The organism is Streptomyces sp. SGAir0957, from assembly GCF_043523415.1.
Map to the genome: position 1 here is coordinate 8,171,959 of NZ_CP027293.1, position 22,337 is coordinate 8,194,295.

The 22,337-nt window shown below is 72.7% G+C and carries 20 protein-coding genes and 1 pseudogene; 5 read left to right on the forward strand and 16 right to left on the reverse strand.

All coding sequences use genetic code 11. From position 1 onward, the window contains the following. Positions 1-4: 4 nt before the first annotated feature. A complete protein-coding gene (locus C1N81_RS42485) occupies positions 5-931 on the reverse strand; it encodes an ROK family protein (RefSeq protein WP_394436977.1) in 927 nt (308 codons plus the stop codon). After that, on the reverse strand, positions 928-2,646 hold the full coding sequence (locus C1N81_RS42490; protein WP_394436979.1) for a class I mannose-6-phosphate isomerase: 1,719 nt from the start codon (positions 2,644-2,646) through the stop codon (positions 928-930). The genes C1N81_RS42485 and C1N81_RS42490 overlap by 4 nt, the downstream gene beginning before the upstream one ends. 296 nt (positions 2,647-2,942) lie before the next feature. On the opposite strand from C1N81_RS42490, the gene C1N81_RS42495 reads away from it, so the two are divergent. The 5 genes from C1N81_RS42495 to C1N81_RS42515 all read left to right on the forward strand — a co-directional run bounded on the left by C1N81_RS42495 (position 2,943) and on the right by C1N81_RS42515 (position 10,620). Next, positions 2,943-4,256 carry an ABC transporter substrate-binding protein gene (locus tag C1N81_RS42495; protein WP_394436981.1) on the forward strand — a complete coding sequence of 438 codons (1,314 nt, stop codon included), beginning with the start codon at positions 2,943-2,945 and terminating at the stop codon, positions 4,254-4,256. After that, a complete protein-coding gene (locus tag C1N81_RS42500; protein WP_394436983.1) occupies positions 4,253-5,212 on the forward strand; it encodes a carbohydrate ABC transporter permease in 960 nt (319 codons plus the stop codon). The genes C1N81_RS42495 and C1N81_RS42500 overlap by 4 nt, the downstream gene beginning before the upstream one ends. Next, positions 5,209-6,030, forward strand: coding sequence for a carbohydrate ABC transporter permease (locus C1N81_RS42505; RefSeq protein WP_394436985.1), 822 nt, complete (start codon positions 5,209-5,211; stop codon positions 6,028-6,030). Before C1N81_RS42500 ends, C1N81_RS42505 begins: the two co-directional genes overlap by 4 nt. Positions 6,031-6,078: 48 nt before the next feature. Further along, positions 6,079-7,326 carry a glycoside hydrolase family 76 protein gene (locus C1N81_RS42510; RefSeq protein ID WP_394436987.1) on the forward strand — a complete coding sequence of 416 codons (1,248 nt, stop codon included), beginning with the start codon at positions 6,079-6,081 and terminating at the stop codon, positions 7,324-7,326. An 81-nt stretch (positions 7,327-7,407) separates the two neighbouring features. Further along, a complete protein-coding gene (locus C1N81_RS42515; RefSeq protein ID WP_394436989.1) occupies positions 7,408-10,620 on the forward strand; it encodes a glycoside hydrolase family 38 N-terminal domain-containing protein in 3,213 nt (1,070 codons plus the stop codon). 23 nt (positions 10,621-10,643) lie between these two features. Here the strand turns inward: C1N81_RS42515 and C1N81_RS42520 are convergent, their stop codons facing one another. The 14 genes and pseudogenes from C1N81_RS42520 to C1N81_RS42585 all read right to left on the reverse strand — a co-directional run bounded on the left by C1N81_RS42520 (position 10,644) and on the right by C1N81_RS42585 (position 22,336). Continuing rightward, entirely contained in the window at positions 10,644-11,123 is a 480-nt protein-coding gene (locus C1N81_RS42520; RefSeq protein WP_394436991.1) for a MarR family winged helix-turn-helix transcriptional regulator, read from the reverse strand. Further along, positions 11,120-12,216 (reverse strand): annotated as a pseudogene (locus C1N81_RS42525) (alkene reductase). Before C1N81_RS42525 ends, C1N81_RS42520 begins: the two are co-directional and overlap by 4 nt. A gap of 70 nt (positions 12,217-12,286) precedes the next feature. Then, the gene (locus C1N81_RS42530; RefSeq protein WP_394436992.1) at positions 12,287-13,201 is read right to left on the reverse strand and encodes an NADP-dependent oxidoreductase; all 915 of its coding nucleotides are present in this window, start codon (positions 13,199-13,201) and stop codon (positions 12,287-12,289) included. 132 nt (positions 13,202-13,333) lie between these two features. Beyond that, positions 13,334-13,912: a dienelactone hydrolase family protein gene (locus tag C1N81_RS42535; protein ID WP_394436994.1), complete on the reverse strand. Its 579-nt coding sequence runs from the start codon at positions 13,910-13,912 to the stop codon at positions 13,334-13,336. Positions 13,913-14,050: 138 nt separating this feature from the next. Continuing rightward, a complete protein-coding gene (hypE, locus tag C1N81_RS42540; RefSeq protein ID WP_394436996.1) occupies positions 14,051-15,085 on the reverse strand; it encodes a hydrogenase expression/formation protein HypE in 1,035 nt (344 codons plus the stop codon). Then, positions 15,082-16,209, reverse strand: coding sequence for a hydrogenase formation protein HypD (gene hypD / locus C1N81_RS42545; protein WP_394436998.1), 1,128 nt, complete (start codon positions 16,207-16,209; stop codon positions 15,082-15,084). Before hypD ends, hypE begins: the two co-directional genes overlap by 4 nt. Further along, complete coding sequence (locus C1N81_RS42550) at positions 16,206-16,853, reverse strand: CBS domain-containing protein (protein WP_394437000.1); 648 nt, start codon at positions 16,851-16,853, stop codon at positions 16,206-16,208. Before C1N81_RS42550 ends, hypD begins: the two co-directional genes overlap by 4 nt. After that, positions 16,850-18,193: a Ni/Fe hydrogenase subunit alpha gene (locus C1N81_RS42555; protein ID WP_394437002.1), complete on the reverse strand. Its 1,344-nt coding sequence runs from the start codon at positions 18,191-18,193 to the stop codon at positions 16,850-16,852. Before C1N81_RS42555 ends, C1N81_RS42550 begins: the two co-directional genes overlap by 4 nt. Beyond that, positions 18,190-18,963 (reverse strand): NADH-quinone oxidoreductase subunit B family protein, encoded by a 774-nt coding sequence (locus C1N81_RS42560; protein ID WP_394437004.1) that lies wholly within the window; start codon positions 18,961-18,963, stop codon positions 18,190-18,192. The genes C1N81_RS42555 and C1N81_RS42560 overlap by 4 nt, the downstream gene beginning before the upstream one ends. Positions 18,964-18,967: 4 nt before the next feature. Then, positions 18,968-19,777: an FAD/NAD(P)-binding protein gene (locus tag C1N81_RS42565; RefSeq protein ID WP_394437006.1), complete on the reverse strand. Its 810-nt coding sequence runs from the start codon at positions 19,775-19,777 to the stop codon at positions 18,968-18,970. Beyond that, positions 19,774-20,235: a Crp/Fnr family transcriptional regulator gene (locus C1N81_RS42570; RefSeq protein ID WP_394437008.1), complete on the reverse strand. Its 462-nt coding sequence runs from the start codon at positions 20,233-20,235 to the stop codon at positions 19,774-19,776. Before C1N81_RS42570 ends, C1N81_RS42565 begins: the two co-directional genes overlap by 4 nt. Continuing rightward, on the reverse strand, positions 20,232-21,359 hold the full coding sequence (locus tag C1N81_RS42575) for a 4Fe-4S dicluster domain-containing protein (RefSeq protein WP_394437010.1): 1,128 nt from the start codon (positions 21,357-21,359) through the stop codon (positions 20,232-20,234). Before C1N81_RS42575 ends, C1N81_RS42570 begins: the two co-directional genes overlap by 4 nt. Before the next feature lie 105 nt (positions 21,360-21,464). Next, positions 21,465-21,995, reverse strand: coding sequence for a flavodoxin domain-containing protein (locus tag C1N81_RS42580; protein ID WP_394437012.1), 531 nt, complete (start codon positions 21,993-21,995; stop codon positions 21,465-21,467). Positions 21,996-22,051: 56 nt separating this feature from the next. Further along, positions 22,052-22,336 carry a HypC/HybG/HupF family hydrogenase formation chaperone gene (locus C1N81_RS42585; protein WP_394437014.1) on the reverse strand — a complete coding sequence of 95 codons (285 nt, stop codon included), beginning with the start codon at positions 22,334-22,336 and terminating at the stop codon, positions 22,052-22,054. Between the last annotated feature and the right edge of the window lies 1 nt (position 22,337).

Below are 22,337 nucleotides of genomic sequence, written 5' to 3' on the forward strand. Positions count from 1 at the left end.
GTCGTCATGTCGCGTCCCGCGCCCAGTGGGCGGCCCCGATCAGCGGGGCGGCCTCGGGCTGCCGCGCCGGCGACACCGGTACGTCCGGTCCGCCGGCCGAGGCGAGCCCTGCGGTGAACGCGGGGTGGATCAGCTGCCACGACCGGGCCATGGAGCCGCCGACGACGACCGCGGTGGCCTCGAAGCGGTCGATCCACGGCGCCAGCGCCTGGCCGAGTGCGTCGAAAGCGTAGCGGAAGGTCAGGGCAGCGGCGGCGTCGCCCTTCTCGGCGCGCACGGCCAACTCGTGGACGTCGGGGGTCCCTGGCCCGTCCGGCGCGGGGGAGAGGCGTGCGTAGTGGGCGCGGATGCCCCGGCGCGACACGGTGTCCTCCAAAGGGCCGCCGTGGACGCGCAGATGGTGCACGTGTCCGCTCGGCGGGACCGTCGGGCCGGTGTGGACGGGGCGGCCGTGGGACAGGAACGAGGAGCCCACGCCCGTGCCGAGGGTCAGGCAGACGACGCGGTCGTGGCCCGCCGCGGCGCCCGCCCTGTGCTCGCCGATGGCGAACGCGTCGGCGTCGTTGAGGAAGCGCAGCCGCCGCGCGCGTCCGCCCAGTCGCTCGCGCAGGCCGCGGCCGACGTCCACGCCGTTGAGGGATTCGAACTTGCCCACGCCGGTGAAGCGGCCGATGCCGGTGGCGTAGTCGAAGGGGCCGGGCATCGCCACACCCCAACAGGGGTCGTGCCCGGAGGGCAGGGCGGATGCCGCCTTGGCGATGGTGTCGAGGACGGCGTCGGCCCCGCCCTGCGCGCCCAGGGGCAGCCGGATCACGGTGGAGGGCGCTGGGCGGCCCGCGCCGACGTCGACGAGCGCGGCCGTGACATGGGTGCCGCCCACGTCGAGGACCGGGACGGGCGCCGGGGGCCGCCCCGCGGGAACCGTCGTCACGCGTCGACCACCAGGGCCTTGACGACGCGCACCTCGGCGTCGCCCAGCGCGCGGACCCGGTAGGGGCCGACGGCGGCGGGGATCGTGAGGGTCTCCGCGAAGGCGAGGGAATGGGTGGCGCCGTCGCCGAACTCGATGACGGCACCGGCTCCCGCGGCCACGTTGAGGATGTGGAAGCGGCCCGCGGTGTCGTCGGGCAGGGCCGCGCCCGGAGCCACGACATGGCGGTGCACCGCGTAGAACATCTCGGGGAGCGCGCCGATGACCTCCTCGCGCCAGCCCTCACCCGCGCGCAGGGTACGCGGCTCCTGCACGAGGTCCTTGGTGACGTCCTCGCCGCGCCGCGCGGTGTCCAGGTTGGCGAACCCGTGTTCGTAGGGCAGGGGCCGGGACGCTCCGGTGGCGTCCTTGCGGAGCCAGTCGTACAGCCGCAGGGAGTACAGGTACGGGGTGGCGCTGACCTCCAGGACGAGGTTGCCCGCGCCGGACGCGTGCGGGGTGCCCGCAGGGATCATGAACAGCTGCCCGGGTGTCGACAGGTGTGACTGGACGTGTTCCTCGACGGGCATCGGGGTGGCGTCGGCGATGGCCTCCTCCACCTGGCGCCGCATGGTGTCGAGGTCCGCCTCCGCGGTCAGGCCGAGCAGCACGCGGGCGCCCTCCTCGCAGGCCGTGACGTAGTACGTCTCGTGCTGGGTGTAGGGCCAGCCGAACACCTCCCGCATGTACCGCTCCTGCGGATGCAGGTGCAGGGACAGGTTGCCGCCGCCCATGGTGTCCAGGTAGTCGAACCGGATGGGGAAGGAGGTGCCGAACCGGCGGTGCACGTCCTCACCGAGCATGTCATCGGGGTGTCCGGCGCACAGCAACTGGAAGGGGATCTCGACCTGGGGGCCGTCCTTCTCGCCGACGACGACACCGGCCTCGGGCGCGATCAGCTCGTAGCCGAGGGCGGTGTTGCCCGCCTGCGGGGTGAAGCCGAGTTCGCTCGCCGCCCACTGGCCGCCCCACGGCGTGGAGTTGAAGTACGGGCGCGTGCGCACGGGCCCGCGGGCCAGCCGCGCGAGCGTGCCGCGCAGCGCCGTACCGTCCAGCGAGGCGGGGCCGGCCGGGTCCTGCACGTCGATCCAGCGGTCGACGCGTGCGGCGATCGCGTCCCGGTGGCGGTCGAGCACGGGCCAGTCGGTGTAGAAGAGGCGGACCAGGTCGCCGGGTTTGCCCGGACGCCCCAGGTTGGCGCCGACCGGCAGCGCGCGCCCGGCCACCGCCGCTTCGGCGTACCGCTTCGGCAGGTCCGCGTACCAGAGCAGGTCCGGACCGCACAGCGCGGCGCCCGGCCCGAAGACCACCGTCACCGCGGTGCCCGTCGGCCGCTCGGGTCGCGGCACCGCGTCGAAGAGGTCGGCGACCTGCCCGCGCGACAACGGCGTGAAGAACGGGTCGTCGGCGGGGACGGGCTCGGCCGCTATCCGCTCGTGGGCCGCCGGTGCGTAGTGGTCGCGGACGTCGAGCAGCCGCACCTCGCGGCCCGCGGAGCGCCCGGCCGCCGCGAGGCCCTCGGCCAGCGCGGCCCAGTCGAGCGCGGCCGGTCCGTCGACGGCCAGGACGAAGGGGCCTGCCGGTAGCGACGAGACAGCGGCGGGCCAGCCGCCGACCACCTCTCCGGCGGCCGGCGGGTAGGTGGGGAGGGGGTCGTACGTGCGGGGCGCGGGCACAGATGCTCCTTCATGGGCTGCGAGGCGAGCGAGTTAACGATAACAATGGCTGGCCGAAGGTGTCCATGGTCGTTCCGTCGATCCTCCGCCTGAATAAAACAGCTATGACCTGCGACTCTTCTGCGGCCAGCCTCTTGAGCTGCATTCTTTTCGGCGTGAAGCCTTGCTACCGCAGGAATGGTGTCGTTAACCTCCACGCAACACACACCGGGCAGCTCCCCTGTTCCGTCGGCGTCGTGGGTGCCCCGTGACGCACATCCGGCCATACAGGTGGCCCGCTTCCGTGAAGGTGATCCATGTCAGCATCGGGCAGGACCAGCAGTGCGGCCGTACCGCTCGCACGGCGCCGCTTCCTCGCAGGGGCGGCCGCCGGCGCGGCCGTTCTGGCCGCGGGAGGCTGCGCCCGGGGTGCGAGCACGTCCGCGCAGCCGGGAACCACGAGCATTTCCAACGACAACGCCACCTGGGACGAGGGCTACCGCTCGGCGGGCCGTGAGCTGGAGAAGATCACCGGCTACGCGCTCAGGCCGCTGTCGAACCCGTCGGTCACCTCGTACCAGCAGGTCGTGCAGATGACCCTGCAGACCTCGAAATCCTCCGACCTCGTCAAGTGGGCCTCCGGGTACCAGCTCAAGCGGCTGGCCCGGGCCGGAGGGCTCACCGACCTGTCGCGTGTCTTCGAGCGGTACGCGGCCAAGGGGTGGGTGCGCCGCACCGCGCGCGACGCCGTCTCCTACCGGGGCGCCGCGTACGGCATCCCGCTGTACGAGTCGTACTACGTGCTCTTCTACAGCAAGCCGGTGTTCGCCAGGCTCGGCCTCTCCGCCCCCACCGACTGGGACGGGCTGCTGCACTGCGCCGAGGTTCTGAAACGCAACAAGGTCACGCCGTTCCTCGCCAGCCAGGCGGGCGGCTGGCCCGCGATCGAGTGGTTCCAGGAGCTGGTCAGCAAGGTCGACCCGGACTTCTACCGGCGCCTTGTGGCCGGTGAGGCGTCCTACACCGACGAGCCGGCCCGCCGGGCGATGGACCTCTGGCAGGACTTCATGCGCAAGGGCTGGATGACACCGCCCGACTTCGACCAGGCGCGCGGCCCCGGCGCGCTGAAGGAGGGCACGGTCGGCATGTTCCTGCACGGCACCTGGCAGGCGTCCGGCATGTCGGCGGCGGGGCTGAAGCCTGGCACCGGGTACGGCGCCTTCATCCTCCCGACGGTGCGTGCCTCGACCCCGAAGAGTGTCATCGCCGAGTCGGGTGTCTTCGCGGTGCCCAGCCGCGCCTCGTCGCACGACGCCGCGATGGCGAACGTGGGGGCCTGGCTCGACCCGTCCGTGCAGCGGGTGTGGAGCGACTTCCTGGAGGACAGCTCCGCCAACCCGACCGTGCGCGCCGGCAACCCGGTGGTGGCCGGGCTCCAGCGGGACATCGCCCGCAACCGCCGTACGGCCCTCGTCCGTTACTGGGAGGCCAGCCCGCCGAGCCTCATTCAGGGCAACACCAACGACCTCGGCGGCTTCATGGCCGGGCAGACCTCTCCCGCCACCACACTGCGCCGGATGGAAGAGCGCGCGCAGAGCGAATGGGCGGCCTGGAAGCGAGACGAAGCATGAGCACTTCTCTGACCGAGCACCGCCCGCCGAGCCCGCCCGGCGGACCTGCCGCACCCCGGCGCACGACCGGCCGCCCTCCCCGGGCGCACACCTGGGCGGGCGCGCGAGAACGCCTCGCGGCCGGCGGGTTCATGGCCCCGGCCGTCCTCCTGGTCACGCTGTTCCTGCTGGCCCCGTTCGTGTGGACCCTCTACCGCAGCTTCTTCAGCGACACCCGGACCGCGCCGTTCAGCTGGTTCGACAACTACACACTGTTCGCCTCCGACCCAGCCCTGTCCCGCTCCATCCAGAACACCCTGATGTGGGTGGTGGGGACGGTCGCGCTCCCGTTCGTGCTCGGGCTCGCCATCGCCTGCATGACCAACGCGAGCCGCCTCTCCCGGCTGGCCCGGCTCTGCGTCGTCCTGCCGTACGCGCTCTCGGGGTCCGCCGTGGCCGTGGTGTGGAACTTCATGCTCACCACCGACGGCGCCGTCAACCAGGTCCTCAACGGTGTCGGGCTCGACTCGCTCGCCCAGGGCTGGCTGGTCACCTGGCCCGGCAACACCCTCGTGATGATCCTTGCCAACGCCTGGCAGGCCACCGGCGTCGCCGTCATCCTCTTCCTCGTCGGACTGCAGTCCATCCCGCCCGAGACGCTGGAGGCCGGTGCGCTGGACGGCGCGGGCGGCTGGCAGCAGTTCCGCCACATCGTCCTGCCGCAGCTCCGGCCGGTGTCGATCATCGTGATCGGCATGAGCCTGGTCAACGGCCTCAAGTCGTTCGACCTGATCTGGGTGCTCACCCAGGGCGGTCCCGGACGGGCCACCGAGACGCTCGCCGTGTCCATGTACAACGAGACCTTCCTCGAACTGCGGCCCGGCGCGGGAGCGGCGATCGCGGTCGTCCTCACCGTGATCGTCCTGGCCGCCTCCTGGCTCTACCTGCGCCGCCAGCTCGACGTGAAAGGCGGATGACGATGTCACTCGGCCGCGTTCTGCGCAACACCACTCTCGTGGTCCTCGCCCTGCTGTGGCTCATCCCCACCTGGCTCCTGGTCGTCAACGCCCTGGTGCCCGCCGCGAGTTACTCCGGCAGTCCGCACTGGCTGCCCCAGGACTTCGGGCTCTTCGACAACATGGCGCAGGCCTGGGAGAAGGCCAACCTGGGCCCGGCCTTCGGCAACAGCCTCCTGTACTCCGTGGTCAGCGCCCTGGCCGCCGCGGTACTCGCCGGATTCGCCGCCTTCGCCACGGTCATCATGCCGGTCAAACGCCAGGCGTGGTGGTTCTGGGTGATCTACTCCGGCACCCTGCTGCCCCTCCAGGTCTTCATCCGGCCCCTGTTCCTGTCCTACGCGCACACCTCGCTCTACGACACCCAGCTCGGCCTGGTGCTGATCTACACGGCGATCGCGGTCCCGTTCGCGTTCTTCGTCCTGCGCAACTACGCGCTGACCCTGCCCCGGGAGGTCGTCGAGGCCGCACGCATGGACGGCGCGTCCTGGTGGCGGGTGTTCTGGCAGATCCACGTCCCGCTGACCCGGTCCGCCATGATCGCCGTGTTCGTGTTCCAGTTCGTGGCCGTCTGGAACGACCTCATGTTCGGCATCACCATGGTCACGAGCCGCAACATCCGGCCCGTCATGGCCGCCCTCGCCGACCTCCAGGGCAACTACTCCAACGTCGGACCGCCCATCGTCCTCGCCGGCGCCCTCCTGGTCTCACTCCCCACCGTGGTGCTGTTCTTCTGCGCCCAGCGCTTCTTCGTCAGCAGCCTGAAGATCCATCGCTGAGCCCGCACGCCGTCTCCCACTCCTCCACCCTCGCGAAGGGCACCCCTCATGCTGCGCTCGCTGCTCACCCGTGCCGCCGCCCCCGTCCTCTGCGCGGGGCTGCTCTGGACCGCTGCCCCCGCCCACGCCCAGAGCCCCGACCGGGCCCGCCCCGTCCCCTCCGACACCTGGGCCGCCCGCGCCACCGACACCTATCGAGCCCTGCAGACACACCTGTACGAGGGTGACGACCAGCACGGCCTCTACCTGGAGCACACACCCCGCCAGGACGGCGACCCCGCCCACTCCTTCCTATGGCCGTTCCGCGAGGCCGCGCAGGCAGCCGTCGACATGCAGCAACTGCCGCGTACCGGCGCCGCCTACCGGCAGGACGCGGCCGACCGCTTCGACACCGCCGAGCTCTACCACACCTCCGGCGAGCGGCCGGGCTACGCGTCGTACCTCCCGGCCCCGCTCGGCACCGGCGGCGACGTGTACTACGACGACAACGCCGTCGTGGCCCTGACCCAGCTCGACCAGTACGAGGCCACCGGCGACACACGTTTCCTGGACCGGGCCGAGCAGGTCATACCCGTCGTCTCCCGCGCCTGGGACGGCGACACCGGCAAGAGCTGCGCGGGCGGCATGGACTGGTACGACTCGCCCGCCAACACCATCCGCGCCACCAACGTCACCGCCCTGTCCGCCCAGCTCGCCGCCCGGCTCTACGCACACACCCACGACCACACGTATCTCGACAAGGCGCGGCAGTGGTACGGCTGGGTGTACTCCTGCATGCGCAAGGCGCCCGGCCTGTACGTCAACGACCGCGGCGACGACGGCAGTGTCAACGAGACCCTGTGGACCTACAACTCGGGCGCGATGATCGGCACCGCCACCGCCCTCTACCGCGGCACCGGAGACACCCGGTACCTGAAGAAGGCCGTGGAGGACGCCCGCGGCTCCCTCGCCCACTGGACCGAGGGCAGCCGCCTCCATGACCAGCCGGCCGTGTTCAACGCCTTCTACTTCAAGGACCTGCTCGACCTGGACTCCGTACGCCCCGACCCCGCCTACCTGAAGGCGATGAGCGCGTACGCGGACAGCACGTACAAGTCCAACCGCGACGCCACCACCGGCCTGTTCCGCTTCCAGCCGTCCAACGGCGGCGACTACGACCCGGCGGCGCCGGCCGCGACCCTCAACCAGTCGGCGATGGTCCAGATCTTCGCCACCCTCGCCGAAGCGACCGGTCCTGAAGCGACCGGTCCCGAAGCGGCCCGCCCCGAAGCAGCCGACCCCCGCGCCACCTCCTGACGCAGCGACCTGCCCCACCGCACCCGCCCCACCGCATCCGCCCCACCGCTCCCGCCCCGACGCAAAGGACCCTCACGCACCATGCCCAAGCCGCCGCTGACCAGGCAATCCTGGTGGGACTCCGACATCGCGCGCGACCTCTTGAAGGAGCGCGTCGCCACCACCACCGGCCTCGCCGGCCTCCAGGTGCGGCTCTCGGGGGAGCCACTGCTGCGCCACGACGGAAGGGGAGGGCTGCTGCAGTCCGTTCGGCTCGCGGTGCTCCGCCCCGGCAGCACGGCCCCGCTGCCGCGCGTCACCCGGGCCCATGTCACCACCACCGGTGGCACCCCCGTCCCCTGCGAGATCGCGCCGGGCCCTGGCGACGACCTCCGCCTCCTGGTCCCGGAGGTGACAGCGCCCACCTCCTTGCTGGTCGAACTCCCCGACCTCGAAGAAGGCACGCGGATCGCCTTCCAGGTGACCCCGCAGCGCCACTGGACCCTGCACCTCGTCCAGCACTCCCACCTGGACATCGGCTACACCGATCCGCAGGGCCGGGTGATGGCCGAGAGCCGCGCCTACCTCGACTCGCTCCTCGAACTCTGCCGGGACACCGACGACTGGCCCGACCCGGCCCGGTTCCGCTGGGCCGTCGAGGGCTTCCACTCGTTCCAGGACTGGCGGGCCAACCGGCCCCGCCGCCAGGTGGAGGACTTCCTCGACCGGGTGCGCGAGGGCCGCGTCGAACTCACCGCCATGCCCTTCAACCTCCACACCGAGACCTGCTCCACCGACGAACTCCACGAACTCCTGCGCCCGGTCACCGAGTTGTGCGACCGGCACGGCATCGACATCACCACGGCCATGCAGACGGACGTGCCCGGCCAGGTGGTCGGCCTGCCCGACGTCCTCGCGGACAACGGCATCCGCTACCTGTCCGTCGCCCACAACTGGGCGGGCCGCGCCGTCCCCCACCTCGTCGGCGGCGAACACCTCCCGCGCCTCTTCCGCTGGCAGACGCCGAGCGGCAACAGCGTCCTGGTCTGGCGCACGGACACCCCGCACGGCCTCGCCTACATGGAGGGCTCCATCCTCGGCTTCGACGAGTCCTACGACCACGTCGACGACCTGCTGCCCGCCTACCTCAGCGCCCTGGCCCGCTTCCCCTATCCCCACCAGGGCCGCGGCATCCCCGGCTTCTCCGCGCTCGACCTGCCCGACACGGCGGACCCGTACCCGTGGGACGTGCTGCACCTGCGCGTGCTCGGCAAGTTCGCGGACAACGGCCCGCCGCGCCGCGTCATCTCCGACACGGTGCGCCGCTGGAACGAACAGTGGGCGTACCCACGGCTGCGCGCCTCCCGCAACCAGGACTTCTTCGAGGACGCCGAGAAGCGCGTCGGCGACCGCCTGGAGACCTACCGGGGCGACTGGACGGACTGGTGGGTCGACGGCGTGGGCGCGGGCGCCGTCCCGCTCGCCGCCATGCGACGCGGCCAGGCGGCCCTCGCCGAGGCACAGACCGTGGCCGGTTACGCCTCCCTCATGGGCGTGCGCGGCGGCGCGGAAGTGACCGGCGAAGCACCGGGCATCTACCGCTCCGCCTCCCTCTTCAACGAACACACCTGGGGCGCCGGCGACCCCTGGACCCACGGCGACCACGGCCACGGCTCGGGCGAGACGCAGTGGCACTGGAAGTACTCCCAGGCCCTGCGCGCCCACGACGACGCCGAGACGCTCCTGGACGCCGCCTCCGCCCTCCTCGGCGAAGCCTTCGCCGCGGCGGACGACGCGTCGGCCTCCTTCTACGTCGTCAACACGTGCAGCTGGCCACGGACCGAGACCGCCCGCCTCTTCCTGCCGGAGAGCACCGTCGCCCTCGACGCGCCGGTCCAGGTCCTCGACGCACGCGCCGGCAGCCCGCTGCCCTGCGCCGAGGAGGCGCAGAGCAACGAGCGCCACCGCGCGGCCGGCCGCTTCCTGCACGTGCCCGTCGCGGACGTGCCCGCCTGCGGGGCCGTCCGCCTGGACATCGTCGTCAGCGGCGCCGCGTCCCCCGTACAGCACGACGCGCCCACCGAGGCGGGCGTCCTGGAGAACGACCACCTGCGCGTGACCGTCGACCTGCGCGAGGCGTGCATCGCCTCCATCGTCGACAAACGGACCGGCCGCGAGATGGTGCGCCAGGACGCCGTCGTCGGCTTCAACGGGTACGTGTACGACGAGTACGCCACCGCGGGCGGGTTCAACCACCAGTCCAGCAAGACCGTCGCGGACGACTCGATGCACCTGCTCGCCTCCCGCAGCACCGCCCCGCCCGCCGCGCTCGTGGACCGCACCGCCGACGCCACCGGCCAGACCCTCGTCTACGAATGCGCCCCGGCGGGCACCCGGCGCCTGCGCGTGCGCGTGCACCTCCCGCACGACGCGGCCCGCGTCGACATCGAGAACCGCATCGACAAGAACGCGACCCTGACCAAGGAGAGCGCCTTCTTCGCGTTCCCTTTCGCCCTCGACCGCCCCGTCGTGCACACGGAGGCCACGGGCGGTGTGCTCGGCACCGACCGCGAGACCGTGCCGGGTTCGGCCGCCCACATGCGGGCGATCCGGCGCTGGATCAGCCTGAGCGACGGCACCCACCACGCGGCCCTGGCGACGGCCGACGCACCGCTCGTCCAGCTCGGCGGCATCGCGATCCCGTACGTCCCCTACCCGCAGTCGCTGCCGCAGGAGGAGCCCGGCACCGTCTTCTCCTGGGTGCACAACAACATCTGGGACACCAACTTCCCCTCCCAGCAGGGGTTCGACCATGTCTTCCGGTACAGCGTCGGCTTCACCCAAGACACAGCCACAGCCACAGCCACAGCCATGGCTACAGCGACAGCAACAGCCACAGACACGGCCACGGCCACGGCCACAGACGCGACCACGGCCGAGGAGAACACCGACGCCGACGGATTCGCCGCACGGATCGCCGCGGTCACCAGCCATCCGCTGGTGCCGGTACGGGCCCGGGGCGGTGCCGGGACCGACAGTCCGGCGCGGACCCACTTCCTGGACCTGGACGATCCCCGGGTGCGCCTGGTCGGGGTCACCGTCCCCGGCGACGGCACACTCCTGGTGCGGTTGCAGTCCCTTGCGGACACCCCGGTCACCTGTCGCCTGCGCACCCCGTTTCCCGTGGCGCACGCCGCCCGCACCACCTACCTGGGGCTGACCCCGAGCGACCTCGACCTGGACGAGGACCGGGCGGTCCCGGTCGAGGTGGAGCCGCTCGGGACGGCGGCCGTGCTCCTCACCCTGCGCTCCTGAGGGAGGCGGGCGCCCTGCCGGGCCTACGGGTGCGGCAGGGCCGCGCGGCCGCGGTCCCTGACCGACCGCTCGATGGCGAACGCCGCCTCGGTGAACGCCTCGACCTGCTCGGGCGTCAGGTCCCGGACCGAGATCTCCTCCAGGCTGCGCCACATGGCCTCGATCGGCTCCCGCATGGCGCGGCCCTTGTCGGTGAGATGGACGATCATCACCCGCCGGTCGTACGCGGCCGGCTCGCGCACCAGCAACCCGGCCTCCTGCATACGGCGCAGCGACTTCGAGACCGTGGAGTGGTCCAGGCCCACGCTGTCCAGGAGCTCGGACTGGGTCTGGCCGTCGCGGTCGAAGAGCTGCATGAGGAGCAGCTCCTGCCCCGGGTGCAGGTTCATCTCGCGGAGCATGGCGGAGGCGTGGGCACGGTGGGCGCGGGCCAGCTGGAAGATCGCGTAGCTGAGGCGGCCGTCGCGCGCCGTGCCGGGGAGCCTGGACGCCGGGTCTGTCATCGTGTTCCTTCTGCGCTGCTCAGGGCGGGGTAGTCGGTGTAGCCGCTCGCGCCGCCGCCGTAGAAGGTGGCCTGGTCGGGGGTGTTCAGCGGCGCCCCTGAGCGTAGCCGCTCGACGAGGTCCGGGTTGGCGAGGGCCGGCGCGCCGACGGTGACGACGTCGGCGAGGCCGTCCGACACGTCCCGGGCCCGCGCGCCGAGTTCGGCACCGGCCCGGTTGAGGAGCAGCGTCCCCGGCCACAGCGACCGCAGGGTGCGCAGCAGTTCCTCGTCGCCGACGTGCATCAGGTGCAGGTAGGCGAGGTCCAGCGGGGCGAGGGCGCGGACGAGGGCCGGGTACACCTCGTGGGTGTCGTCCTCGCGGATGTCGTTGTACGGGTTGCCGGGGGACAGGCGGATGCCGGTGCGGTCGGCGCCGATCTCGTCGGCGATCGCGGTGGCCACGTCGACGGCGAACCGGATGCGGTGGGCGACGGAGCCGCCGTAGCGGTCGGTGCGTTCGTTGGCGTTGCCGGACAGGAACTGGTGGACGAGGTAGCCGTTGGCGCCGTGGATCTCCACGCCGTCCGCGCCCGCCTCGACGGCGTGGGCGGCGGCGCGGCGGAAGTCGTCGACGGTGGCGGCGACTTCATCGGTGGTCAGGGCGCGGGGCTCGGGCATCTCCCGCATCCCGGCCGCGGTGAACATGAGGCCCGCGGGCCGGATCGCGGAGGGCGCCACCGGCTGCCGGCCGTGCGGGGTGTTGTCGGGTGGGCGATCCGCCCGGTGTGCATCAACTGGACGACGATCCGGCCCCCCGCGGCGTGTACGGCGTCCGTGACCTTGCGCCAGCCGGCGACCTGCTCGGGGGAGTGGATGCCGGGGGTGAGCAGGTATCCCTGTCCGTCGGCGGAGGGCTGGGTGCCCTCGGTGATGATCAGCGCGGTCGAGGCACGCTGCGCGTAGTACTCGGCGTTCAGTTCGGTCGGCACACCTTCGGGGGTGGAGCGGCTGCGGGTCATCGGTGCCATGGCCAGCCGGTGCGGCAGCCGGAGGCTTCCGGCGCGGGCGGGCTCCCACAGGGCGTCCAGGGCGGGGTCGACGTTCTCGGGCATGGGTTCTCCTCTGCAGAAGGCGGTGTGCGGTGTGCGGTGCGGGGGTGTGGGGGTGTGGGGCGTGAAGGGGTCAGTCGACGGTGAGGACGAGCTTTCCGCGGCTGTGTCCGGCGTCGCTGGCCTGCTGGGCCCTGGCCGCGTCGGAGAGCGGGTGGGTCGCGCCGACGGTGATGACGAGGGTGCCGTCGGCGGCCTGCTGGGCCAGTTCGGCGAGGCGGGCGGCCGAGCGGCGCTGGGGTCCCTCGGAGAAGACGACGCCCAGTTCGCGGGCGCGGAAGTCGGCGGTGGTGACGATCCGGTCGGTGGTGCCGCGCAGGGTGATGGAGTCCTCCAGGGCGCCCTTGCCCGCGGCGTCGAGGACGGCGTCGACACCGTCGGGGGCGAGGTCACGGACCCGCTCGACGAGGTGGTCGCCGTAGACGAGCGCGGTGGCGCCGAGGGAGGTGACGTACTCCTGGTTGGCCGGTCCCGCGGTGCCGATGACGCGGGCGCCGCGGGCGACGGCGAGCTGCACGGCGACGGTGCCGAGGGCGCCGGAGGCGCCGTGGACGAGCAGGGTCTCGCCGGCCTTGACGTCGAGGATGTCCAGGGCGCGGTCGGCGCCGTCGCTCGCCACGGGCAGGGCGGCGGCGTGCGTCCAGTCGAGGCCGGCGGGCTTGAGCGCGAGGACGGTCGCGTCGGCCAGGGCGTACTGGGCGTAGGAGCCGGTGTCGGACCAGCCGAGGACGGCGTCACCGGCCTTGAGGTGGTCGACGCCGGCCCCGACGGCGTCGACGACACCGGCGATCTCGCCGCCGGGGATCGCGGGCAGCGTGGTGGGGAAGATCGCTTCCATGGCGCCGGAGCGGATCTTGCCGTCCACCGGGTTGACGCCTACCGCGTGGACCCTGACCCGGACCTGGCCGGGCCCGGGCTGCGGGATCTCCAGGTCCGCCTCGTGCAGGACCTCGGTGCCGCCGAACGTGTCGAAAACGATGGCCTTCATGGCTGCTGTCTCCTTGTGAGCCGGGCGCCCGACCCGAATATGTGGCCGGACACATAAAACGTAGCAGCCATTGCGTGGCTAGCCAAGTGTTTTCTTGTGGCTAGCCAAGTTTCTGGGTGGGCGGCGCCCGGCCTACCTGACGCGGTCGAGGAAGGCGAGCACCCGCTGGACGGCCCGCGTCGCGGCCCGCTCGTCGTACGAGGGAAGGCTGCTGTCGGTGAACAGGTGCCGGTCGCCGGGGTAGAGGAACAGCTCGGCGTCCGGCGCCTTGTCGACCAGGGCGCGGGCCGCGTCCACGTCCCCCTCGCCGGAGAAGAACGGGTCCGCGTCCATGCCGTGGATCTGCACCGGCACGTCCTCCGGCCAGACACCGCCGAACTCGGAGACGGGGACACACGCCTCGATCAGCACAGCGCCCTTCGCGCCGGGACGGGTCTGGGCCAGTTTCTGCGCGGGCAGGACACCCAGGGAGAACCCCACGTGCACGAGGTCCGCGGGCAGTTTCCCGGCGGCGGCGGTTCCGCGCTCGACGAGGGTCGCGAACCCGACGCTCTCGGCGTGGGCCATGCCTTCCTCAAGGGTGTCGAACACCCGGCCCTCGTACAGGTCCGGGACGTGCACGGTGTGTCCGGCCCGTCGCAGCTCCCCGGCGAACGCGCGGACGCCCGCGGTCAGTCCGTGCCCGTGGTGGAAAACCAGCACCTCGGCCATGTCGCTCCCCTCGTCGTGCGGCAGCCGGGTGGCACCGCGGCACGAGTATGGACCGCGGCGCTGACATCGGCGGGTCCGCACACGTGTCGGTCCCAGCTCCGCACACTTGTCGCTCCCAGCTCCGCACACGTCCCGCTCTCAGCAGATACGTGGCAACTGCTCGCCGAGCGGCATGTCGATGACGCGGCGCCCACCGACCACGGTCCGCAGGTGAACGCGCCCAGGACGGCCTGGCGCGACCTCGCCGATGCGGACGGCCTCGGCTCCTTCCGGCAGCGCCCGCAAGGCCCGCAAGGCGGCGTCGGCCGCCCGCGGGTGGAGGAACGCGACGAAGCATCCTTCGTTGGCGACTTCGAGCGGATCGAGGCCGAGCAGGTCGCAGGCGGCCGACACCGGGCCGGGGACCGGCAGGGCCGCCTCCTCGATCTCCATGCCGACCTGTGCGTCCCGCGCGATCTCGTTGAGGGCCGCGGCCAGGCCGCCCCGGGTGGGGTCGCGGAGCGTGTGCAGGTCCGCGCCGCAGGGGGCGAGGGCGCGGACCAGGCGGTGCAGCGGACGGGAGTCGGAGGTGATCGTGGCCTCGAACCCGAGCCCTTCCCGCGTGGAGAGGACGGCGGTGCCGTGGCGTCCGAGGGAACCGGACAGCAGGAGCACGTCCCCGGGGCGGGCGTGTGCGGCGGAGGGGGTGAGGCCGGGGACGCGGCGGCCGATGCCGGTCGTGGTGAGGAAGAGGCGGTCGGCGGCGCCCCGGCCGACGACCTTCGTGTCGCCCGTGACCACTCGCACCCCGGCCTCCCTGGCGGCCTTGCCCGCCGAGGTCAGGACGGTGCGCAGGTCGGCCATGGGCAGGCCCTCCTCGGCGATGACCGCGAGCGTGAGGGCGACGGGCAGCGCGCCCCGCATGGCGAGATCGTTGACCGTGCCGTGCACGGCGAGCGCCCCGATGTCGCCGCCGGGAAAGACGAGGGGGTCGACGACGAACGAGTCCGTCGAGACGACCAGTTCGCTCTCGCCCGGCAGGAGGGCGGCGTCCTCCAGGACCGCGTCCGGCGCGGTGCCCAGGGCGGGCAGAACGAGGTCGTGGAGGAGTTCACCGGTGAGGCGGCCACCCGCTCCGTGCCCGAGCAGGAGGGCTTCGCGGTCGTGGCGCGGGGTGGGGCAGGCGGACGTCATGGTGTGCTCCCGGACGCACTCCCGGTCCGGCCCACGGCGCGCCTGCGGCCCGCCGAATGGAAGGCGGCGCAGGTGCCCTCCGCGGAGACCATCGGTGCGCCCAGCGGGGTGCGGGGGGTGCAGCGGGTGCCGTAGGCGGTGCAGTCGGTGGGCAGCGCCGCGCCGGTCAGGACCGCTCCGGCGATGCAGGCCGGGTCCTCGGCCGGCCTGAGGCCGGTGACCTCGAACCTGCGGGCGGCGTCGAACGCGGCGTAGGCGGGCGCGAGTTCGAGACCGCTCGCGGGCAGGGTGCCGATGCCGCGCCAGGCCCGGTCGGTGGTGCGGAAGACACGCGCGATGGCGTCCTGGGCGGCGGGGTTGCCCTCGCGCCGTACGGCGCGGACGTACTGGTTCTCGACGGTGTGGGTGCCGTGCTCCAGTTGGCGTACGGCCATCAGGACGCCTTCGAGGAGGTCGAGCGGTTCGAAGCCCGTGACCACGACGGGGACGCGGTACCGCCGCGCGAGGGGTTCGTAGGCGTGCCAGCCCATCACCGCGCAGACATGACCCGCGGCGAGGAACGCCTGCACCTCGCAGTGCGGGTCCTCCAGGAGCGCGGTCATCGCGGGCGGCACGAGGACGTGGCTGACCAGGACGGAGAAGTTGGCCAGGCCGAGCCGGGCCGCGTGAAGGACGGCCATGGCGTTGGCGGGGGCCGTCGTCTCGAAGCCGACGGCGAGGAACACCACCTGCCGGTCCGGGAGTTGTGCGGCGAGGCGCACCGCGTCCATGGGGGTGTAGACGACCCGTACCTCCGCTCCCCGGGCGCGCAGGGAGAGCAGGTCGGTCGAGGTGCCGGGGACGCGGAGCATGTCCCCGAAGGAGGTCAGGACCACGTCGGGGCGGGCGGCGATCGCCATGGCCCGGTCGAGGGTCTCGAGCGGGGTGACGCAGACCGGGCAGCCGGGGCCGTGGATCATGCGGATGCCGGCCGGGAGCAGTTCGTCGATGCCCTGCCGGACCAGGGTGTGGGTCTGGCCGCCGCACACCTCCATGATCCGCCAGGGGCGGGTGGCCGTCGCGGTCAGTTCGTGGAGGAGGCGGCGGGCCAGGTCCGGGTCGCGGTACTCGTCGAGGTACTTCATGGGCCGTCGGGGGAGGGGAAGTCCATGCGGATGTCGACGACGCCCTCGACGGCGCGGGCGAGGCGCGCGGCGACGGGGACGAGGTTGCGGTTGCGCAGGGTGCCTCCGAAGGTGACGACGCCCTCGCGTACGGTGACGGTCACGTGCTGGCCGGGGAAGAGGTAGGCGACCACGGTGCGGCTGACCTCCTCGGCGATGTCCTCGTCGGCGCGCAGGAACACCTTGAGGAGGTCCGAACGCGAGACGACCCCCTCCAGCATGTTCTCGGCGTTGACGACGGGCAGGCGTTTGATCTGCCGGTGGGCCATGGTGCGGGCGGCCTCGGCGAGGGTGGCGTCGGGGCGGACGCAGACGGCGGGGCTCGTCATCAGCTCGCCCGCCGTGACGGCCCCCGCCTTGGCCAGGTCGGCGCGGCGCCGCGCCTGTTCGCGCCGGTCGGGGTCGGCGTCGCGGAACTCCTCCTTGGGCAGCAGGTCGGCCTCGGAGACGACGCCGACGACCCGGCTCTCGCCCTCCACGACGGGCAGGGCGCTGATCCGCCACTGCTTCATGAGGGCGACGACCTCCTTGAACGGGGCCTCGCGGCCCACGGCGACGACGGTGTGCGTCATCACGTCACTGACGATGTGCGGGCCGGTCCTCACGGCTGCCTCCCTGACGGGTGAGGGGCGCGCTCGACGGTGAGGTCGAGGAAGTGGGTGGAGCAGGAGATGCAGGGGTCGTGGTTGCGGATGGCGCGTTCGCACAGCCGCGTCAGGGCGTCGTCGTCGACGTGCTCCCGACGCAGCGCCGCCTCGGCGAGGCGGCGCAGGTCCTCCTCGATGGCGCCCTGGTTCTGCGCGGTCGGCGGGACGAGCCGGGCGTCGGTGACCGTGCCGTCGGCGTCCAGGGTGTAGCGGTGGTAGAGCAGTCCGCGCGGTGCCTCGGTCGCGCCGTGCCCGGTCCCGGCGCGCGGGGGCACGGGCACGGCGGGGGTGCGGGGCGGTTCGTAGCCGTCGATGACGCGCAGCGCCTCGTCGACGGCGTGCACGACCTCCACGGCGCGGACCACGATGGAACGGAACGGGTTGCGGCACGGCCGTTCGAGCCCGGCCTCCCGCGCCGCCTCGCGCGCCACCGGGGAGAGCAGGTGCCCGCTGATCGCGTACCGGGCGAGGGAGCCGGTGAGGTGGCGGCGGCCGCGCAGGGTGGCGTGCAGCGCGGTGGAGTACGGGACCTGCTCCTCGACCACCTCGTCGGTGAACGTGGACAGCGCGAACCGGCGTGGTGTCGCGTCTCCTCGCCGCAGGACGGCCGGCGTCCCCGAGGCGACGGCGTAGTGGTCCGGCTCGGACAGGGCCAGGAGGTCGTGGTCGCAGTCGGCGTCGGGGAAGGGGAAGGAGGCGACCCAGCGCACGGTCGCCAGGGCGTCGTCGAGGGCCGACCGCAACCGGTCCGCGAGCGGCCGGAGTTCCGCCTTCGTCGGCGTCCGGTAGAAACCTCCGACGCGTACGTTGACGGGGTGGACGGCGCGCCCGCCGATAAGCTCCATCACGGCGTTGCCGGTCTGTTTCAGGCGCAGCCCGCGCTCCACCTCGGTCCGATGGGTGCGGGCGAGCTCCACCGCCCCGTCGCAGCCCAGGAAGTCGGGGGCGTGCAGCAGGTGGATGTGGAGCGTCTGGCTCTCGATCCACTCACCGCAGTACAGCAGCCGGCGCAGCTGTCGTATGCCGTGCGGTACGTCGACGCCGCACGCGTCCTCGATCGCGGCGCACGCGCTCATCTGGTACGCCACCGGGCAGATCCCGCAGATCCGCGCGGTGATGTCGGGCGGCTCGGTGTGGGCGCGGCCGCGCAGGAACGCCTCGAAGAAGCGCGGGGGTTCGTAGATCTGGAGCCTGCTGCCGGTGACGGTGGTGCCCTCGACCGTCAGGTGCAGCGCGCCCTCGCCCTCCACGCGGGCCAGGGAGCCGACGTGCACGACGCGCCGTCCGCGATGGGTCACGGCCCGCTCTCCTCCTCGACCTGGGCGAAGGCGGCGGTGTTGAAGGTGTGCAGCAGACGGTCCCGGTCCCGGTCGTCGAGTCCGTCGCGGCGCAGTACGGGGATGAGCGCGGGCAGGTTGACCGACCCCGAGGGGCCGAAGCAGCCGTAGCAGCCGCGTCCGTACGCGGGGCACAGGGCGCCGCACCCCGCGTGGGTGACGGGGCCAAGACAGGGCGTGCCGTGGGCGACGGTGACGCAGACGGTGCCGCGCCGCTTGCACTCGAAGCAGACGCTGTGGTCCGGGATGTCGGGCTTGCGGCCCGCAAGGAAGGCGGTGATCACTTCGAGGAGCTGTCGGCGGTCGACGGGGCAGCCGCGCAGCTCGAAGTCGACGTCCACGTGCGCGGAGACGGGGGTGGAGGTGGCGAGGGTGTCGATGTACTCGGGGCGGGCGTAGACGATGCGGCGGAACTCCTCGACGTCGGCCGCGTCGCGCAGCGCCTGGATGCCGCCCGCTGTCGCGCAGGCGCCGATCGTGACCAGATGCCGGGCGGCGGCCCGGATGTCGCGGATGCGCAGCGCGTCGGCCGGGGTCGTGACCGAGCCCTCGACCAGCGCGAGATCGTACGGCCCGGACTCGACCTTGCTCGACGCCTCCAGGAAGTGGGCGATGCGCACGCGTCCGGCGAGGGCGAGCAGTTCGTCCTCGCAGTCGAGGAGGGTGAGCTGGCAGCCGTCGCAGGAGGCCAGCTTGTACACGGCGAGGGTGGGGGCGTCGGCGGTCGTCATGGCGTCACAACTCCCGGACGGACATGAGGGGTTCGGCACGGTCGAAGCCGATCACCGGGCCGTCCCTGCACAGCAGCACGGGGCCGAGCTGGCAGTGGCCGCAGTGGGCGGTGGCGCAGCGCATGTTGCGTTCCAGCGAGACCCGGACGCGGTGGGGCGGCACACCCCGGTGGGCCAGATCGCGCGCGGTGGCGCGGATCATCGGTTCGGGGCCGCAGACGCAGGCGGTCGTGCGGGCCGGGTCGAAGGAGGCGTTGTCCAGGAGCCGGGTCACCAGGCCGATCTCGCCGCGCCAGGACGGGGTGGGGTGGTCGACGGTCACGCCGGTGCAGGTGGTGGCCCAGCCGCTGATCTCGGACGGGAAGACGAGGTCGTCCGGTGACCGGGCCCCGATGAGGACGTTGACGCGGCCGAACGCCCGCGGGGTGCCGACGGCGTGCCGGATCAGCGGGGCCAGCGGCGCGAGGCCGATGCCGCCGGCCACCACGACGAGGTCCTGCCCGCGCGCCGCCTCCGGCTCCCAGCCCGTGCCGAAGGGACCGCGCAGACCGACCACGTCACGGACGCGGGCGCCGCACAGGGCCCGGGAGACCGCTCCGACGGCGCGCACGGTGTGGGAGAGCCGGCCGTCGGGCTCGATGGCGCTGACCGACAGCGGGATCTCGCCCACTCCGAAGGCGTACACCATGGCGAACTGCCCGGCTGCGAACGGCGCGAGGGGCGACCGGACGGGGGCGAGGGACAGCGTGACCGTGTCGCGGGTCTCCTCCCGGCGGTCGACGACCCGGTAGGGGACGGGGACCGACGGCGTCATCGGACCCCGCTTCCGTGCGGGGCGTACAGGTCGAGCAGCCGGATGCGGGCCGCGAGCAGACGGTGGGCGAGGACGGTGCCCACCCACACGGCGATCTCACGGCCGAACTCCTGGTCGCGGGCGCAGAGGTCGCGTACCTGTTCCGCGTCGAACTCGTAGGCGCGCACGGGGCTCATCGTCTCGGCGCCCAGCTGCCACACGTACGGGGTGAACAGCCAGGACCAGCCGACGAGTTCGCCGAAGCCGATGCTTTCGATGACGGCGGCGCGGCGGCCCGGTACGTGCAGGTCGAGCAGGACGCTGCCGGTGCGGATGATCCAGAAGCGGTCGGCGTGCCCGCCCTCCTCGAAGAGCCGCACCCCGGCGGGGAAGGAGACCTCCCGGGCCAGTGCCATCAGCTGGACGCGGTGGGTGTCGGGCAGGGCCTGTGCCATGCGAGGGGTGGATGTGGCGATCATGACCGGGCCTCCTGTGCGAGTGCCGAGACCTCTTCGGTGAGGTCGATGCCGACGGGGCACCAGGTGATGCAGCGGCCGCAGCCGACGCAGCCGGTGGAGCCGAACTGGTCGTACCAGGTGGAGAGTTTGTGGGTCAGCCACTGCCGGTAGCGGCTGCGGGACGAGGCGCGGACCGGCCCGCCGTGCAGCTGGGAGAAGTCGAGGTCGAAGCAGGAGTCCCAGCGCTGCCACCGCTCGGCGTGCCCGCCGGTGAGATCGGTGACCTCCTCGGTGGTGGTGCAGAAGCAGGTGGGGCAGACCATGGTGCAGTTGCCGCAGGTCAGACAGCGGGAAGCGACGTCGTCCCAGCGGTCCGCGGCCATGCTCGCGCCGAGCAGGGCCCGCAGGTCCACGGGCGGCATGGCGCGGCCCATCCGGTCACGGGCGGCGTCGACGGCTCCCCGCGCGCTCTTTCGCGTGGGCTCGTCGGCCGGCCGGGACGGGACCCGTTCGAGGACGCGGGCCCCCGCCGCGCTGCCGACGCGTACGAGGAAGGTGTGCCGGTCGCCGTCGGTGATCTCGGTCAGGGCCAGATCGAACCCCGCGTCTGCGGCGGGGCCGCCGCCCATCGACACGCAGAAGCAGGTGGCGCCGGGTTCGGTGCACTCGGCGGCCACGAGGAACGCCCCGCTCCTGCGCCGGGCGTACCCGTCGTCCGCGTAGTGCCCGCCGGTGAGGACCCGGTCCTGGACGGCGATGGCCCGCAGGTCACAGGGGCGTACGCCGAAGAAGGCGTACGACGGCTGCTCCGCCTCGGCCGGGCGTACGGTCAGCTCGCCCTCGGGGCTCCGCTCGGCCTCCCACAGCTTCTCGCGCTCGGGGTGGAGGAAGGTCTTCCACGACTGCGGGCCCGAGGTGTGGGCGAAGGCGGCGCCGTCCGCGCGGCGCACGAGCCGGTAGCGGCCCGCCTCAAGTTCGCTGCCCCAGCCCCAGGGCAGGGCGTCGGCACCGTCCAGCGGTGCGAGGACGATCGCGCCGTCGCGGACCGTCGGGCCCACGACGGTGCGGCCGTCGGCGATCAGGGCCGCCACAAGGGCGTCGATCCCGGCACGGTCGAGGACCGCGGTGGTGTCGGTGGCCGGCATGGTGCCCTCCTCACGCAGGTGTTCCCGTCACGTCCAGCGTCGTGCGGCGACGGCGGACGCGGCAGGGGCCGACCGGCCCCACGCCCGGGGACCTCGGGCGGTGGTTCACCCCGGTCGTGCGGTGCCCGTCCCGGCCGGCAACTGCCGGGCGATGGTCTGCGCCCACGCGGTGATCTGGTCAAAGTCCCGGAAGTCGCCGCCCTTCCCCGACTTGACGATCATCCGGGCCATCCGGCCGCGCGCGTGCTCGTCGAGGCGGCCGCCGAACGTGATGTGATCGCGTGCGTCGAGCCGCGCGACGAGGCGGCGTACGCCCGGCACGGGGGCGATGGTGCGGCGCGCCGCCGAGTCGTCGAGCGGGCCGCTGCTGAACAGCCACACCGGGCGGGCGCCGATCCGGGTACGGGCGCGGCGGGCCAGGCGACGGGCGTCACGGTGCCAGCGGCCGGCGTAGAGCGCGCCGCCGATGACCAGGGCATCGTAGGCGGACAGATCGGGGCCCGCCTCACCCGCCGCCGTGACGTCGACGATGCACCCCGCCTTGCGCAGGGTGTCCCCGATGTGGTGCGCGATCTCGCCGGTGGCACCGTACTTCGTGCCGTACGCGACGAGTACGCGGGGCTCTGTGCGATCCATTCCGGTCGACCTCCCTCGACTCTCACAGCCTGTACAGCTCTCAGCCTGCACAGCTCTCATCCGGCGTCCGGCGCCGCGCGGGTGCCGGGCAGGGCCTCGCCCAGCTCGCCCTCGACGGCGTCGGACATGGCGCGCAGCACGTCGAGCGTGCGGTGCGCCTCCGCCTCGTCGACCTCGGTGATCGCGAACCCGACATGGACGATGACGTACGTGCCCGACGTGGCGTCGGGGGTGTAGGCGAGGCACACCTCGCGGCACACACCGCCGAAGTCGACGGTGCCCATCCGCAGCCCCGCGTCGTCGCGCACCTCGGTGATCCGTCCGGGAATGCCCAGGCACATA